The organism is Criibacterium bergeronii (assembly GCF_001693775.2).
GTDB classification, from domain to species: Bacteria; Bacillota; Clostridia; order Peptostreptococcales; family Filifactoraceae; genus Peptoanaerobacter; species Peptoanaerobacter bergeronii.
In genome coordinates this window covers 26,682-44,237 of record NZ_MBEW02000014.1, presented here as the reverse complement: position 1 = coordinate 44,237, position 17,556 = coordinate 26,682, and the positions used below count along the sequence as shown (strand labels likewise).

The following is a 17,556-nucleotide window of genomic DNA, read 5'->3' as shown; positions in this document are numbered from 1 at the left end:
GATTCAAGCTTTTTGACAGAGGTTTCAAATAAATTTGGACCATTTGATATTATCTTGGATGATGGAAGTCATATAATGAATCATCAGATTATTACTTTTGAAACATTATTCCCTTTGCTAAAAAACGGAGGAATATATATGTGTGAAGATTGCCATACATCATATTGGAGTGAATATGATGGTGGTTATTTAAAAAAAGATTCTTTTATTGAATATAGTAAAGGATTTATTGATTGTGTGAACGGACAATATTTTAAAAAAGACCAAACAAATACTGAAATAGATGATTATATTAAAGCTTGCCATTATTATGACTCTATGGTTGTTGTTGAGAAGAAAAAAAGGGGGTACTCTATTGTAACAGAATTTTCGAAATTATGAAGATGATTTATAGGGGTGACATTTTTGAAAAATGAAATTGATTTACAAATAAGCAACCTGTATGATGACGGGAAATATTTATGGTTTACAGCATATACTTTTGGGGCACTTTATAAAATGAATAAAGAAGTAATGCACCCAGAATTTGTGGCTTATTTTGAGCAGGAAAAAATGACAGAAATACGATTATATTCTGATATAATATCTTGGAATGAGTTTTTAATTTTTACTCCATTAAGAGCAAAAAAAATTGCTATATTTAATAAACTTACAGAGAATATATCATATATAGAAATTGATATCCCAGAAAATGATTGTATAAAAGGATATTCAGGATGGAATTATTATAGTGCTCAATTAGTAGGTGATTGCATTTACTTTTTCCCGCATCAACGTAAATGTATATTAAGGCTTGATTTATTAAGCCAAACTATTGAGGGCATTAGTGAATGGACAAATGATATCTTGACTTCATATTCATTGAAACGACCAAGACTTTATTCAAAAACAAGACTGATTGGTAATAAGGTATTTGCACCAATATCAGGAACAAACATACTTCAAATAATTGATTTACAAAACAAAAAGACAAAGATTATTGAAACGCAAGACAAAGAAGCCTGTTATTGCGATTCATTTGTAATAAGGGATTCAGTATATCTATCACCATTAGAGGGAGCGAAAATTGCATGCTTGAATATTAAGACCGGAAAACAAGATTTTTTCCCCGTCCATGAAGCTAACCCCCCTCACATTCAATATATTGGCATATTGAGACATAATAATAAACTATTATTTATACCACAGTATCACGGTAACATCACATTTATGGACATTGACACAAAAATAATATCTGATACAAATAATAATGAATTAGAGGATAAATTATTATACTTTAATGATGCCTTTATGGACGAGAGCAAATATATGTGCTTTACACAAGAAGAAAAAGAGATTTTTATGTACTGTAATCATAAGGGTGCATTAATAAAAATTGGATGTGAAGAAGCTCATACGTATAAAATAAAAACCATATTAAGTGAAGATGTTAAAAAAAAGCTAATGCTTTTAAAAATTGAAAGCGGCGATATTTTACGTGAAGGTGAAATATATAATTTAAATAATTATCTTGAGTACATTGATACAAGGGAATAAAAAGAGAATGCATAAAGTATTAGAATCCGTTTTAAAAACAACAAGTGTTAGTGATTTAAGACATGACTATCATTTGGATTATATAATTTCTGAGAAAAAAAGAAACTCAAAGTGGATTAATGAGAAAAAAATAGCCGTCATTGCTCATGTAAATTATTCGGCATTGATAAATTATTGTTTTAAATATATATCAAATATTCCAAACTATATTGATATATATATTACAACCAAAGGAACCGAAAACATTCAAGTAATATCAAAAAAAATAGAGAAGCTTGGAAGAAACAATATAAAAATAGTTGTTCCACAAGACAGAGGAAGAGAAATAAGTGCATTATTGGTTGCTTGTAAGGATTATCTTTTAAATTATGATTATTTATGCTTTGTTCATGATAAAAAAAAGAATAAAGGAGAAGCATATATAACAGTAGGACAATCATTTTGTGATTTGTTATGGGAAAATACATTAAAAAGCCAATTTTATATTGAAAATGTAATTGACACTTTAGAAAAAGAAGAAAATTTAGGTTTACTATCTCCCCCAGCACCTTATTTATCAGATTTTTTCACAATAGGTTTTTATCCGTGGTGTGATAGCTTTATGCAAACAAAGCTTTTAAAAGAACGGTTAAAGCTTAATTGTATTTTAGATGAAAAGAAACAACCTTTCATTTTGGGGACAACTTTTTGGTGTAAAGTAGATGCATTAAGACCGCTCTTTGAAGCCGGATTAACATATGATGATTTTGCCAATGAACCTATGCCTGAAGATGATACAATAAGCCATGGTATTGAAAGGATTTTTCCGTACGTAGCTCAAAGCCAAGGTTATTATAGCGGAATAATGATGACAGAAGAATATGCTTCATTGTACAAATCAAATTATAAATTCATGCTGAAAAAAATTGCACAAAACATTGTAGTGAACTCGCTTAATGCTGATAGTTGCTCTTTTACGCAATCAATACAATCTGATAATCGGTTAGAAAAATTTGTACAAAATAATGAGGAAATATATATCTATGGAGCAGGAGAGATAGGTCAGCGATGTTTAAAAAGAATCAAGGCCCAATTTCCAAATAAGGAATGTATGTTTATTATTTCAAAAAATAAATGTACAGAATCTATAGCCGGCTGTAAAGTGTTTGAGATAAATGAATTAAACGATATTAGTAAGTTGAGTATTATTGTAGCCATGAAGTTTGATTATCTGTTGAATGTAATGCCTATACTAAAGAGAAAAAACGCAAGAAATATTATTATTTTTAAGGAGAACTATATATGAAATGGAAAAATCAAGGTCATGAATTTGATGAGTTATGCAAATATATGAAGGAAACTTCTAAATTATATTTTTATGGCTGTACAGATGCTGCAAAATCAATATTTAAACAAACAGAGTGGATTTTACGAGTATCAGATATTGATGATATAGATATTGTATTTGTAGATAGAGACATAGAAAAACAAAATGCCGGTTTTTGTGGGAGGCAAGTAATTTCTCCCGAGAAATTATTTAATGAACTCCCATCAAAGAATGGTTTAGTAATTTTGTGTACCTCTGAAAAAAGCATACCAAGCATAGAAAATGAATTTGCTAAAAAAAATATACAAAGGCGCATTCAAGCATATTCTATGTATGAGTTTTATAGATATTTAAGTATATTTTTATATTCAAAATACAATATTAAATACTTTCACGCTGTCGATATTTTTGTGCATACTAACTGTAATTTAAATTGTAAGGATTGTTTTATACAAACATTTAGAGGTGTTAGAATAAGCGCTGATATAGACAAATTAAAGCGTACAATAGATGAACTATTTGAAAAAGTTGATTTTGTTGGAATAGTATTTTTAGGAATAGGAGATGGTTTTGCTGGTGGCAAGCCAATGGAGTTCGCAATAGAATATATCAACAATAAATACAGCGATAAGTTTATGACAATAGAATTGGTGACAAACGGCACAATTTTTCCAAGCAAATCTCTTATAGACATTATGAAAAAAGCAAAAATTGATATAGTACTTGACGATTATAGAGAAAATGTAGAGTTAGCTCAGAAGAATTTTGAGCAAATAGGTAACGTATTAAAAGAAAATGGAATTAAGATGGCTGAGCTACGTAGAGATTACTGGTATCAGTCTGATTTTGGGGATTTTAACATAGACAAAAGTGATGTAGAAATGAGCAAAAGATATTATCTATGTGTAAATGGGGCAAAAGGCTTTCCATTTATTGGATATGGTAACAAAAATAAAATGTATTCATGTGTTATGCAAACAATTAATTCTTATCTTAAATTATTTGATGAGCAAGAACAAGACGGAATGGATTTTAAAAATTCAGATTTTTTGACATTAAATGAATTCTTGTTGGGATTTTCTTCTAGTGGATATTTGTCTGCATGTAAAAAGTGTGCCGGTATGTTTGAAGGAGTTGAGTTGAATCATGTACCGGTGGCAGTTCAAATTGAAAAATAAAAATGGAAGTGATTATGAACAGAATTGCAATAATAGTTGTTGTTGGAGATAAGGACTTTCTCGATGAATATATAATTTATTTGATTCGAGAGGTTGGTAAATTTACATCTAAAACTATAGTAACAATTAATGGAACGCTCCCGCAAGATGCATTAAGAATGATTAAAGAAGTAGCCGATACTGTCATAGTCAGAAAAAATCTTGGATATGACTGTGGTGCCTATAAGGACTCTATTGAGAAATATATTGGCTGGGATGAAATTTACAAGTATGATGAGCTACTTTTAATTAATGATTCATGTTTTGGACCAATATATGACTTGAGCGAGCTGTTCGATAAAATGAATACTTTGAATCTTGACTTTTGGGGAATTACGCAACAACCTCCTATAAAGAGATACAAATTTTCATCAAAAACATTGCCATATCATGTTCAAAGCTATTTTATGAATATAAACTCAAAAATGCTCCATTCACCGGATTTTAAAGAATATTGGAGAAAAGTAATACCTGCTGATGATTATTACAATGCAGTTGCTAATTTTGAGTTAACATTTACAAAATTCTTTAATGAACGTGGATATAAATCAGGTGCATATATTGACAGTATAGAATTATGCCCTACAGAAGACGAAAATTTGGCATATATTTTTATGAATAGCTATCGATTAATTAGTGAGTTCATGTGTCCATTTTTGAAAAAAAAGGTTTTTTCTTATAGGCAAGATGTTATTTTATCTGCCAATTCTGGGGAAACTGCAAAAAAGACTTTAGATTACATTGAAAATCACACGTCTTACGACGTGAATTTGATTTGGAAATGCTTAATAAAAAATAACGCTTTAGAAAAAATCAAGGAAAATCTCCATTTAGACAGTTTTATTACTGATAATAGTGCTGGGTATGGCAGTGCTTATATTATTATTTTCTTACGAAATCAGAGTTTACAGGAGCCACTGATATCATTAATCGAACAATTAAAATCAAAAAGAAATTTTATTTTGGTTGGTAATACTGATGTCGTTGATTTGTATCAATGTCGCATAGGGAATGAGGCTGAGTATCTTTTTTATGAAAATGCAGAGTCAATAACAGCTCTAATCGATAAGTTGAATCATAGTGATGTTGTTTGTCTGACAGATGATAATTTGGTAAGCTCTAGTGAAGTATGGAATATATCAAAAAGGAATATTTTTGATGTTTTTTCAGAAAATAAACACATCGGTTTTTTTAATATACCAAGAAACTACAATGATACCAATTTTTTTGAACATTTTGAAGATTCATGTAATATCAACCAACTTATTATTAGGTCTAAATTATTTACAAAGGCTTTAGAAGACGGTAAATTTTTAAATATTTTATATGATTGGTATTGTTTTAAGATGACTGACAAATATGGGCTGGGAAATAGATATAAGAAAATAGCTAAGAAGAATGTTTATTGTTATGGTGATGTATCTATAATTGAACAAGCTGAAAAAATTATAGGCGATTACCATTTTATGCTGAAAGAATATATAGGTAAATATATAATCCCAATTGGTATTCATGAAATAAAAAATGTTAGAAAGGTAAATCAATATTTAATCGATTTTTGCACGGGAAAGAAAAGAATTTTTATCTACGGTTCCGGTGAAATTGGAAGGGAATGTTCCAGATATTTGATTAGTCACGGTATTGTTGCCAATGGCTTTATTGTTTCAGATGGCATGCGAGAAGAACATAGATTGTTTAATCTTACAATAAATGAATTATCAGAAATTGATTTTGATAAAAAAGACGGGGTAGTTATTGCTACTGATTCAGTATTTTATAACGAGATAATTAAAAATTTAAATACAAAGAAAGTAGACAATTTCATGACTTATGAAGTTGTATAGAGGCTATTAAAATGATTATAAAATCTCAAGCTATAGAAGGAGTCTTTTTAATTGACATTCAAAAAAATGTTGATGAGAGAGGAAGCTTTTCTAGGATTTTTTGTGAAAGAGAGCTAAAAGAATCTGGTATTGATATGTCTATAAAGCAAATCAATCTATGTGAAAATCTTAAAAAAAATACCTTAAGAGGTATGCATCTTCAAAAAGAAGAATACGCTGAAAAGAAAATACTGACTTGCTTAAATGGAAAAATATTTGATGTTATTATTGATATGAGGACAAATTCTAAAACTTATCTAAAGTATTTTTCTGTAGAATTATCAGAAGAAAATGGATATATGCTAGTTATCCCGGAAGGTATGGCTCATGGATATGTGACATTAACAGATGACACAAAATTATTGTATTATATGTCAGAATTTTATAATCCTGATTCAGCAATTGGTTATAGGTTTGATGACCCGGCTTTTTCAATACATTGGCCTCAAATTGAAGAATTAATAATGTCTGATAAAGATAAAAATTGGAAATATATTTAATGTGGAGTGAAGTTAATATGAAGTGTAGGTTTTGTAATAAAGAATTGGTACATTCGTTAGTTGATTTAGGCTTATCCCCAATCTCAAATGAGTATATAGATAATGAAAATTTGGATAAGGGGCAGTATTATTTCCCTTTGGAGGTAATGGTCTGCGATGAGTGCTTTTTGGCTCAGGTAAAGGAATATAGAGCTCCAGAAAATATTTTTACTAATTACAAATACTTTAGTTCTTATTCAAAAAGTTGGTTAAAGCATTGTAAAGAATATGTAGAGATGATAATAAATAGACTGAATTTATCTTCTGACAGTCTTGTATACGAAATTGCTTGCAATGATGGATATCTTTTACAATATTTTTTACCTCACAATATTCCGGTGTGTGGCATAGAACCAGCTGAAAATGTTGCAAAGATTGCACAAAACAAAGGTATAGATGTAAAAGTAAAGTTCTGGGGTGAAGAAACAGCTAAAGAGATATCAACTGATATAGGAAAAGCAAATCTTATTATTGGCAATAATGTATTGGCACACGTACCAGATTTAAATGGTTTTGTAGAGGGTGTAAATCTTGCTTTAAGCGATAAGGGAACTGCTACTTTTGAGTTTCCACACCTCTTACAGCTTATGCAGTATAATCAGTTTGATACTATATACCAAGAACATTTTTCATATTTTTCTTTTATAACAGTATGCAAAGTTTTTGAAAAACATGGCTTGGAAGTTTATGATGTTGAAGAATTGACCACACATGGTGGCTCATTAAGGATATATGTTAAACATAAGCATAATTTTGATTTAGAAGTATCTAAAAATGTGGGTAAGTTGCTTGATAAAGAAAAAACTTTTGCTATGGAAAAGATTGAAACATACTTAAGCTTTTCTGATAACGTTAAGAAGATAAAAAGAGACAGTTGCGAGTTATTAATAGATTTAAAAAATCAGCAAAAAAAGATAATGGCATTTGGTGCAGCTGCTAAAGGGAATACTTTTTTGAATTATTGCGGTATAGGCAAAGAATACATTGATTTTGTTGCGGATTCCAATAAAGAAAAACAGGGAATGTATCTCCCTGGGACGAGAATTCAAATTGTATCTCCAGAAAAAATAATTGACGAAAAGCCGGATTATATCGTGATTTTACCATGGAATCTTAAAGATGAAATATCATCATTACTTGAATATACAAGGGAATGGGGATGCAAATTCATAACATTTATACCAAAGGTGGAAGTTTTTTGATTAAAAAAGTTATTATGACTGGAGCAACAGGGTTTATAGGTTATCATTTGCTTAGGTATTTACTTGATAAGAATATAAAAATATGGGTTATATTGCGTGAAGGTAGTCAAGAGATTGAAATGCTTCAGAAAATACCAAATATAAATGTTATTATTTGTAGTTTGGATAACATATCGCAAATTGATGATATTTGTGATGAACGTTATTTTGACGTTTTCTTTCATTTAGCATGGGAAGGTGCTTCTGGAGAATTAAGATTACAGTACAAATTGCAAATGGATAATGCAAAGTGGACGGCAGGATGTGTTGAGGCTGCTAAAAAGCTTGGTTGCAAAAAAATTGTTGTTACAGGTACAGTATGCGAAAAACAGATGGATGAAATTGTTCATAATAAAACATTTGTTAGGGCATCAAATTATTTATTGGCAAAAGATTTTGCTAGGACTATGTCATTCAATATGTCTAAATTTTTTGATATACCACTTATTTGGTGTCAATTTTATCACCCTATAGGAGTATTTAATAAAAAGAATCAACTTATTACAAATACTGTAGAAAAAATGTTGAAAGATGAAACACTTGTATTCGGTAGTTGTGAGTCATTGTTTGATATTATAAATGTAAATGATTTAGTTTATGGAATGTATCTACTTGCTGATAAAGTAAAAATTTCGAACACATATTATATAGGTAGTGGTGACATAAGGAGACTAAAAGATTATTTGCTGAGTATTACTGAAATAATTGGAACTAAATCTAAAATTACATTCGGTGATGCAACAAAAGATGATTTATTAATTGATGAAGATTGGTTAAGCCTATATCGCATACAAAGAGATACTGGATATGAGCCGCATTGGAGTTTTGAAAATAGCATTTTAGAACTAACAGCATGGTTGAGTGATGAGGATAAGTATAATTTAGAAAGGTGGAATTTGAATGCGAGTGGCTGTGTTTGCGACACATGATTCTCAAGGCATAGTTGATGAGTATATTTCATTTTGCTTAAAAGAATTAAAAAACGTTGCTGATGATATTATTGTTGTAAGTAATCATGAACTTAGTTTACTTCAAAAAAAAAAGCTATATATGGCGACTACCATCATTGAACGTGATGACGAAGGATATGATGTAGGAGGTTATTGTGCGGCAATAAATTTCCTAAAGAAAAAAGAATTGCTTTCAAAATATGATGAAATGATTATAATGAATGATTCTGTATTTGGCCCTTTTTATCCTTTTGATGAAATGTTTAATGAGATGGATAAAAAACCGGAACTTGATTTTTGGGGAATAACATATAGAGGAGAATCAAATTTTGATGGTTCTGATGCAATTTATCCTAGACATATTCAATTATATTTTTATGTAATAAGAAAAAGAATGTTGCATAGTAAAATATTCGAAGAATATTGGAATCATATATTAGATAAAATTACAGATTTTAGAAGTGCTATAATAAATTACGAATTTAAATTTACAAAATATTTTGAGGACAATGGTTTTATATGGGATGTATATTGCAAAACCCCTGAATATGATACAGAAAAAATTGCACACAATCTTAGCCCGTATCATTATTGCACAGCTGCACTAATTAGAGAGAAAAGATGTCCTCTCATGAAAAGAAAATTGTTCACTGGTGATTTTATTGATTCAAGATTTACCAACAAAAGCGATGCAAAAAATGCATTGAAATTTGTTATGCAAAACACTAAATATGATACAAATCTAATTTGGAAACATATTCTAAGAGTTTACCCTATTGCAACAGTGATGCATAGCATGCAGATGACAGAGATTATTTCTTCAGATGATTCTATTGAACAAAATTTAAAGTTAGCTAATATGATACAAATAATCGATTTATCTAACTCAAAAAAATCCCAATCTGGGAATAATATCTATGAAATAAATAATAATTATGTTATGGTACTACGCTTTAATGATGAAAATGACTTGCCATATGTATTATCAGAATCTTTTAAAAGTAACATTAAAAAAAATCTAATAAAAAATGATGTTTACATTGGTAAAATAATCAAACTATTTGAGAAAGAAGAATTATTAGGATTAGTTATTCCACCAATACATTACTTTGATAAAATATTATTTTCTATTGAAAATAGAACTGAAACTCCAACAAATTCTAGTTTTGTAAATACATCAGACCCCTTATGTATTCCAGTACATAGAATTAATGCATTTATATGTAGAAGTGAGCTTTTAAGCCAAGAGCTATTAAATGAGCTGGCAGGTGAGGATGGTTTAAGTATATTTCGTTATATGCCTTATATAGTGCAGAAAAGAAATTTTTACACAAAAACTGTAATCGAAAGTAATTGGGCAGTATCTTTGGTAGAAAATGGAAAGAATACTTTGTTGGAGATATTTAATTCTATACAAATTGACAGTGATAATGATTATGATATCGATGGAATCAAAGAAAAAATTATAGAATATAGAATAAATGCCTTTGCAGCAAAATTTAAAAATATATACATATATGGGGCTGGTGGCCTAGCTGTTAAGGTTGCTAAACTAATTAACAATAAGGAAAAAATTAAGAATATAATCGTCACCGATATATGTGGAAATGAAAATGAAGTTTTACAAATAAAAGTGGTAGAATTCAATAAGGATTTAATTGATGGAGGTATTATTGTTGCTGTTGGCAAGAAGAATAGTGAAATAATTAAAAGAAAACTATTTGATAGCAATATAGACCAGTATATCATTGTAGAATAATACAAATTTTAGTTTCGCATTTGTGAATTTACTACAATTGAATTAGTGCGGAATAGATGGTGAAATGAAATGAATTTGAAATGTTGTACTTTTAAAGAAATGGCAGATAATATAAAAAAAAGCAACTGTAAAATTGTCATGTTTGGCGTTGGATCTATAGGTAAAACAGTTGCTCCTGAAATACTTAATATATATGGCATAAGCCAGTACTTTGATAAATTTATTGATAATGACGCCACAAAATGGGGGGAAATGGTTTTTATTAATGGCAAAGAGTATGAAATTAACTCCCCGAAGTATCTTTGCAAATGTGAAGAAAACACAACCGTTTTTATAAATATAAGCCGTTTTGCAGACGCTCTTGAACAGCTTGAAAAAATGAAATGCACACAAAATATGTCAGTTTATATAATACCTATGATGTGTATACATAATTGGTGTTCTGACACGTCAAAGGGGGTTCCCATAATAACTGACAGTCCACTTATTCCGAAGGTCATCCATTACATGTGGCTAGGAGGAAAACCAATTCCTGAAAACCTTGCTAAATGTATTAAATCATGGGAAAAATATTGCCCAGACTATGAAATAATACAGTGGAATGAGAATAACTATGACATATCAAAGCATAAGTATATGAAACAGGCATACGACAAGAAGGCTTTTGGATTTGTTCCGGATTATGCTAGACTAGATATTTTGTATGAGTATGGTGGATTTTATATGGATACCGATGTTGTACTAAAAATGTCATTAGATGCAATGAGATATCAGGAGGCTTTTGTAGGGGTTGAAAAGTGGCAGGTAGTTAATTTTGGCGGTTGTAGTGGTGCTGTAAAAGGGCATAAGATGATAAAAAGAGTTCTTGACATAAGACAAGATGTATATTTCTTAGATGAATCTGGTAGAGAAAATAGAAATCCATCCGGATTTTATGATACAAAAGCAATATTAGACAGCGGCTATATAATTGATGGAACTACACAGTGCATAGATGGTATGAACATTTATGCATATGACTATTTTCACCCATACGATTATATGTCAGGAATTTTGAATGAAACAAAAAATACTCGTTCAATTCACTATTTTAATGGCGGCTGGCTTGATGCAAGAATGAAGTCGCAAAATGATATTACAAGACAAAACTATATGAAATTATATAAAAAAGCTTTAACGATATATTAGAATCAAATGCTTAGCCTAATTAATGAAATATTAGCTTGTAGTAAACAATTTGGAAAAGCAACTCAAGGGCCATAATTCTAAGTTGAAATTCTGATTATAGATAATCCACGCCAACGAATATAATAAACCCTACATTTATTGAATAACCAAAATTTTTATATACTCATCTAATTTATAATTCATAATTTTCAGACCACTTTCAAGCTCACCTAGAGGAAATCTATGTGTGATTAAATTCTCAGGGTGAATTAAATTTTTCGATAATCTATATATTACGTATTTCCAGTCATCGCTAATAACATCATCACTTTCTCCGTAAAACGAAGAATTCCATGTACCAGTGATTCTTAACTGCTTTTTTAAAATTCCCCAGTGAAGTTCCTTAGGTATATTAATATCTGTATACGGATTTCCTACTATGCATATTTGAGCTTCATTTCCAGCTAGCTTTAGACCTGTAGCAAAAGTTTCATTTTTCCCTACGCAATCAAAATACGCATTTAACAACTTCCCATTTGTTTTTCCAAAAATCCAATCATATGGATTACCTAAAGTATAATCATAATAATTTTCTTCTGGTAGACCAAGGCTAAGTACAGAATCTTTTTGCAGTTTTTTATTGCCTATAGCATAAAGATTTTTTATACCTTTTTCCAGCAAAAACATAGTTAATAATTGACCTATTGTGCCAAGCCCAGAGATAGCAACTGACATGTCCTCATTAAAATCAAGTCGTCTCATAGCGTGCACTGCTACAGCCATAGGCTCAAGCATTGCAGCTTGTTCAAACGATACATTGTCCGGAATCTCAATTAGATTCCATTCTGGAACGGCTACATATTCAGCAAAGGCTCCATTAGTCCTAGAACCTAAATAGTTATAGTTTGAACACATTTCATATTTTTTTGCTTTGCAAGCAGAGCATTCCATACATGGCATGAGTGGGAATATTCCTACTCTTTTATTTTGCCATTTATTATTAACTTTAATTCCAATTTTTTCAACTTGCCCAGAAAATTCATGACCAATGATTAGTGGCATTTTGTGTGCCCCATTTTGAAAAACTCTTGGTATGTCTGAGCCACAAATTCCAACTGCCTTCACTTTAACCAGTACTTCATTTTCTTTAATAGCTGGGAGCGGAGCGTCTTCTACATAATTTATTTTACCAATATCTTCTAAAATCCAAGCTTTCATTTATTTATCACCTCGACCAATTATATCAGTAAACTTTTCTAAATCAGGCATAGTTGAGATTTTGAAGTTGTTTTCATCTCCATCTATTATAACAATATCCATTACAATAGCTAAGGCTGGTTCAGTAGAACCACTAACTTTGTAAATATGCTGGGACTTAATAGTTTCTTCATCACAGCGGTTATTTTTGTAATCTTCTAATAATGATTTTGAAATCAATTGTTCGTTTGCATATTTATATAGTCCATATTTAAAAATTTCTGGAGATTGACCTGCATAAATACAGTCTCTATTTAATCTAGATAATTTATTATCCGGATTCATGTAGTACATTGTATCCTTAACGTGAAGGACAGGTATAGCGCCATCGTGATTTTTGGATTTTTGGATTAATCCATTTATTAACTCCTGAGTAATTAAAGGTCTAGCAGCATCATGTATTAATACATAATCATCTTCTTCAGAAATATTATTTAAATCCAGAAGAGAGTTGTATATAGAGAGTTGTCTATTTAACCCCGGCTTTGAAAATCCAATAAATTTATTTTTAGATACATGTTTGTTAATTAAATCTAGAATTAAATCATGCCACTTGGAATCAGCTACGACTATTAACTTGTCAATTCGTTTACAACTTAGAAGTTCGTACAAACTATAGCAAATAATTGGTTTATCATTAACTTCTAAATATTGTTTAGGGGTAGATAGATTCATTCTAGTTCCAGTACCCCCTGAAAGTAAAATTGCAGTAATCAAAACATCCACCTTTTAGAATAATTAAAATTTAATGTCTCTTACATCTTGCAAAATTTCTTTATACGCTCTATCCTTTCCAAATAAAATAGTAGTACCAAGCACAAACCCACTAAAACCTTTCGGAGCATATTTTCTAATTTTATCCATTGAGCAAGAGCCATCCCATACAAGTTCAAAGCTCATTTCATCCTTTAATGAAAGGAGCTTAGTAATTTTACTATCAACGTATGGAAGAAACATTTGTCCAGCGTTGCCAGGATTTACTGACATAACAAGTACTTTATCTACTATTCTAAGCATTTCATATACAGTTTCAACACTAGTACCAGGATTTATAGCTATACCAGGTATCATATTAGCATCAATAATTTTTTGCAAAGTAGTAGATGGATGATATTCAGCCTCAGGATGAATATAGATAGTGTCTCCTTCCCTTAAATTATTTAAAAATAAATCTATCATGTTTCGTGGATGCTCAATCATTAAATGAACATCCAGAGGCTTTTTGCTTGCACTAGCAATATATTTCATATCGTATAGTGACATGGCAAAATTATCTACATATCTTCCATCCATTATGTCTATATGAAAAGAATCAATACCAGCATCCTCTAATTCTATCACTTCATTTTCTAAGTGCCCATAATCTGCACACATCATTGAAGCAGTTAATTTAAAGTTCATTCAGCACTACCTTTCTAACTAAAAATTAAATAAATAATTTATGTAAAAACTCACCTTTCAAAATAAAGCTAAAATAATGAAATAGAAATACTAAATAAAGAGTACAAATGTAATAAATATATCGTAAATATATTTAAAAAATAAATTATATTTAATAAGTTAAAATTTATTATATCAAAATATTAAATAAATAACAATTAGCGATATTTGAGGATAAAAACAAAATTAATTAACAAATATAAATCTTGACATTAAAAACATCAGTTTTTTATATAATAAGATTGCTATAAATTGCTATACTTGTGATATGTCAATCTAATGATATACCAATATTGATTTTTAAAATACCAATAATAAATTTTTGCTTGCTTTCAAACAATTAAAATTTTCTAAACTTCTTCATAATTCTAATATATATTTTCCCAGGCGTTGCTGTTTCTCACATTTTAACTCTCTTTTTTACTTGTGTATCATGGTAAAATATTTTTTATATTTTTAAGCTCTAACTACAGTGTTGTTTTTTTATACGTAAGACCTCTTTTTATGATGTCTGTTTTTATTATGCATCTGTTCTAATTATTTATCTGCCTTATATAGTTTATAATAAAACAATATCAAAAAAGAAACTAAAATACACAAAAAGCGGATTAATTCATATCTAATTAAATATTTTTAATGAAATTTATTTACATGCAGAAAGCTAAATCCAGTTAAATTATTTTAATGATTTATTACATTTTCTATTGCAATTTACATTATACATATATTTTTATTTTACTGTTTGAAATTTCATACATTATATGGTAAAATATTGGTTATGCTAAATAGGTTGTTTATATTGGAGGTGAGTGGATGCTTAAGACAGTATTGATGGTTGTTGAAATCATCGTAAGTTTAGCTATGATATTTTCCATAATGTTACAGTCTGGAAGAGATGCAGGTTTTTCCGGTGCGGTTTCAGGTATGTCAAATAATTTATCTGGAAACAAAGCCAAGGGTTTAGATGCTTTTTATAAGAAGGTAACTTCTGCTATGGCAATTTTATTTATTATTTTAGCTCTTGTGCTTGTCGCACTTTAGTATTCATTTTTTATTAATTTAAATTTGGCAATAGGAGTAAATTTTTTATGAACAATATGCTTTTAATTGCCATTGTCAGTGCAGTGCTTGCACTGCTTTTTGCTTTTTATTTGTCTTCAACTATAAGCAAAAAAGGCGTTGGCAATGACAAAATGAAAGAAATTTCTTCCTACATACACGAAGGTGCTATGGCATTTTTGATGAGGGAGTACAAAACTTTAATTATCTTTATTATCGCATTATTTGTTGTCTTAGCAGTTGGTATCAATATTTTAACTGCTGTTTGTTTCTTAATCGGTGCAACTTTTTCTACTCTATCAGGTTATTTTGGTATGATGGTTGCTACTAAAGCAAATGTTAGAACTACTAACGCCGCTAAGGAAGAAGGTATGTCCGGTGCTTTATCAGTAGCTTTTTCCGGTGGTGCAGTAATGGGTATGTGCGTTGTAGGTCTTGGCGTACTTGGTGTTGCCGGTCTTTATACTGTACTTATTTCTATGGGTACTGACCCAATGACTACTACAAACATTCTTACAGGTTTTGGTCTTGGTGCGTCTTCTCTTGCATTATTCGGCAGGGTTGGTGGCGGTATCTACACAAAAGCCGCTGACGTTGGTGCTGACTTAGTTGGTAAGGTAGAAGCCGGTATACCTGAGGATGACCCAAGAAACCCTGCTGTTATAGCAGATAACGTTGGTGACAACGTTGGTGACGTTGCCGGTATGGGTGCTGACCTTTTTGAATCTTATGTAGGTTCTTTGATTTCCGCTCTTACCCTAGGTATTGTTGCTACTGCTGCTAATGGTGAGCTTTATGGTGAAAATGCTATATACTTCCCCCTAGTTGTTTCTGCTATAGGTATAATCGCTTCTATAATCGGTTCTTTCATGGTTAAAGGTGCTAAAGTAAGCGACCCTAGCAAATCTTTGAAAACCGGTACTTATGTATCCGGTGGTTTGACTATTGTTGCTGCTTATTTCTTATCTACAAACTTACTTCATGATATGAGAGGATTTTGGGCTGTAACTGTTGGTATCGTTGTAGGTGCTATAATAGGTCAGCTTACTGAAATATATACTTCCGACTCTTATTCATCCGTTAAGAAAATCGCTCACGAATCTGAAACAGGTCCAGCAACTACAATAATATCCGGTCTAGCTGTAGGTATGATGTCTACAATGTGGCCTCTAATATTAATAGCTGTAGGTATAATCATAACTTATGCTGTAGCCGGTCTATACGGTATAGCTCTTGCGTCTGTTGGTATGCTTGCTACTACAGGTATGACTGTAGCGGTTGACGCTTATGGTCCTATCGCTGATAATGCAGGCGGTATTGCTGAGATGTGCGGTCTTCCTGAAGAGGTAAGAAATATCACTGACAAGCTTGACTCAGTTGGTAACACTACCGCTGCTATGGGTAAAGGTTTTGCAATCGGTTCAGCAGCACTTACTGCTTTATCTCTATTTGCATCTTATACAAATGCTGTTAAGCTTGAAACTATTTCTCTTACTTCTCCATCAGTTATAGCAGGTATGTTAATCGGTGGTATGCTACCATTCCTATTCACTGCTCTTACTATGGAGTCTGTTGGTAAGGCTGCATTTGAAATGATTGAAGAGGTTAGAAGACAGTTTAGGGAATTCCCAGGCATCATGGCTGGTACTGACAAGCCTGACTATGCACGTTGTGTAGAAATATCTACTTCTGCTGCATTAAAACAAATGATATTACCTGGTGTGATAGCTGTTGCATCTCCATTAATAATTGGTATACTTCTTGGTGTTGAATCTTTAGGCGGTATGCTTTGTGGCTCTTTAGTTACCGGTGTACTTTTAGCTATAATGATGTCCAATGCAGGTGGTGCATGGGATAATGCTAAAAAATACATCGAATCAGGCACTCACGGTGGTAAAGGCTCAGAGGCTCACAAGGCTGCTGTAGTTGGTGACACTGTTGGTGACCCATTCAAGGATACATCAGGTCCTTCTATAAACATCCTAATCAAGCTTATGACAATTGTTTCTCTAGTTTTTGCTCCTATATTCCTTCAATATGGTGGCATGATAGTAAACATTATGAAATAAATAACCTATTAGTTTTTAACTCACCTAACATTTTAAAATATAATCCAATATAAGAATCTTGATAAATTCTTTTATTATAATCAAAAAGCCTTTCCGTTTCGGAAAGGCTTTTTAGTTCTTTTATTAATGGATA

The 17,556-nt window shown here is 30.8% G+C and carries 15 protein-coding genes; 12 read left to right on the top strand and 3 right to left on the bottom strand.

What is annotated here, in order from left to right:
• From BBG48_RS11005 to BBG48_RS07065, 10 genes are all read left to right on the top strand, one after another.
• The coding region (locus tag BBG48_RS11005) for a class I SAM-dependent methyltransferase (RefSeq protein WP_199560396.1) at positions 1 to 381 on the top strand (381 nt) is incomplete at its 5' end.
• Between the two features lie 24 nt (positions 382 to 405).
• Positions 406 to 1,536: a hypothetical protein gene (locus BBG48_RS07105; protein ID WP_068912892.1), complete on the top strand. Its 1,131-nt coding sequence runs from the start codon at positions 406 to 408 to the stop codon at positions 1,534 to 1,536.
• Positions 1,537 to 1,543: 7 nt separating this feature from the next.
• A complete protein-coding gene (locus tag BBG48_RS07100; protein ID WP_144398255.1) occupies positions 1,544 to 2,821 on the top strand; it encodes a rhamnan synthesis F family protein in 1,278 nt (425 codons plus the stop codon).
• On the top strand, positions 2,818 to 4,020 hold the full coding sequence (locus tag BBG48_RS07095) for a radical SAM protein (RefSeq protein WP_068912883.1): 1,203 nt from the start codon (positions 2,818 to 2,820) through the stop codon (positions 4,018 to 4,020). Before BBG48_RS07100 ends, BBG48_RS07095 begins: the two co-directional genes overlap by 4 nt.
• Before the next feature lie 14 nt (positions 4,021 to 4,034).
• Positions 4,035 to 5,903: a rhamnan synthesis F family protein gene (locus tag BBG48_RS07090; RefSeq protein WP_068912882.1), complete on the top strand. Its 1,869-nt coding sequence runs from the start codon at positions 4,035 to 4,037 to the stop codon at positions 5,901 to 5,903.
• 11 nt (positions 5,904 to 5,914) lie between these two features.
• The gene (locus BBG48_RS07085; protein WP_068912880.1) at positions 5,915 to 6,442 is read left to right on the top strand and encodes a dTDP-4-dehydrorhamnose 3,5-epimerase family protein; all 528 of its coding nucleotides are present in this window, start codon (positions 5,915 to 5,917) and stop codon (positions 6,440 to 6,442) included.
• A 17-nt stretch (positions 6,443 to 6,459) separates the two neighbouring features.
• Positions 6,460 to 7,683: a class I SAM-dependent methyltransferase gene (locus tag BBG48_RS07080; protein WP_068912878.1), complete on the top strand. Its 1,224-nt coding sequence runs from the start codon at positions 6,460 to 6,462 to the stop codon at positions 7,681 to 7,683.
• A complete protein-coding gene (locus BBG48_RS07075) occupies positions 7,680 to 8,651 on the top strand; it encodes an NAD-dependent epimerase/dehydratase family protein (protein ID WP_158527915.1) in 972 nt (323 codons plus the stop codon). The genes BBG48_RS07080 and BBG48_RS07075 overlap by 4 nt, the downstream gene beginning before the upstream one ends.
• Positions 8,623 to 10,431: a rhamnan synthesis F family protein gene (locus BBG48_RS07070; protein WP_068912875.1), complete on the top strand. Its 1,809-nt coding sequence runs from the start codon at positions 8,623 to 8,625 to the stop codon at positions 10,429 to 10,431. Before BBG48_RS07075 ends, BBG48_RS07070 begins: the two co-directional genes overlap by 29 nt.
• Positions 10,432 to 10,500: 69 nt before the next feature.
• Entirely contained in the window at positions 10,501 to 11,619 is a 1,119-nt protein-coding gene (locus BBG48_RS07065; protein WP_094754410.1) for a glycosyltransferase family 32 protein, read from the top strand.
• Between the two features lie 135 nt (positions 11,620 to 11,754).
• Here the strand turns inward: BBG48_RS07065 and BBG48_RS07060 are convergent, their stop codons facing one another.
• Genes BBG48_RS07060 through BBG48_RS07050 form a run of 3 tightly spaced genes read right to left on the bottom strand, consistent with a single transcriptional unit; the run spans position 11,755 to position 14,232 of the window.
• Entirely contained in the window at positions 11,755 to 12,816 is a 1,062-nt protein-coding gene (locus BBG48_RS07060) for a galactitol-1-phosphate 5-dehydrogenase (protein ID WP_068912874.1), read from the bottom strand.
• A complete protein-coding gene (locus tag BBG48_RS07055; protein WP_094754409.1) occupies positions 12,817 to 13,572 on the bottom strand; it encodes an IspD/TarI family cytidylyltransferase in 756 nt (251 codons plus the stop codon).
• A gap of 21 nt (positions 13,573 to 13,593) precedes the next feature.
• Entirely contained in the window at positions 13,594 to 14,232 is a 639-nt protein-coding gene (locus BBG48_RS07050) for a ribulose-phosphate 3-epimerase (RefSeq protein WP_330410363.1), read from the bottom strand.
• 876 nt (positions 14,233 to 15,108) lie between these two features.
• Between BBG48_RS07050 and secG the strand changes: the two genes are divergently transcribed.
• Both secG and BBG48_RS07040 read left to right on the top strand, forming a co-directional pair.
• Positions 15,109 to 15,336 (top strand): preprotein translocase subunit SecG, encoded by a 228-nt coding sequence (secG, locus tag BBG48_RS07045; RefSeq protein WP_068912871.1) that lies wholly within the window; start codon positions 15,109 to 15,111, stop codon positions 15,334 to 15,336.
• Between the two features lie 47 nt (positions 15,337 to 15,383).
• On the top strand, positions 15,384 to 17,423 hold the full coding sequence (locus tag BBG48_RS07040) for a sodium-translocating pyrophosphatase (RefSeq protein WP_068912869.1): 2,040 nt from the start codon (positions 15,384 to 15,386) through the stop codon (positions 17,421 to 17,423).
• Positions 17,424 to 17,556: the final 133 nt, after the last annotated feature.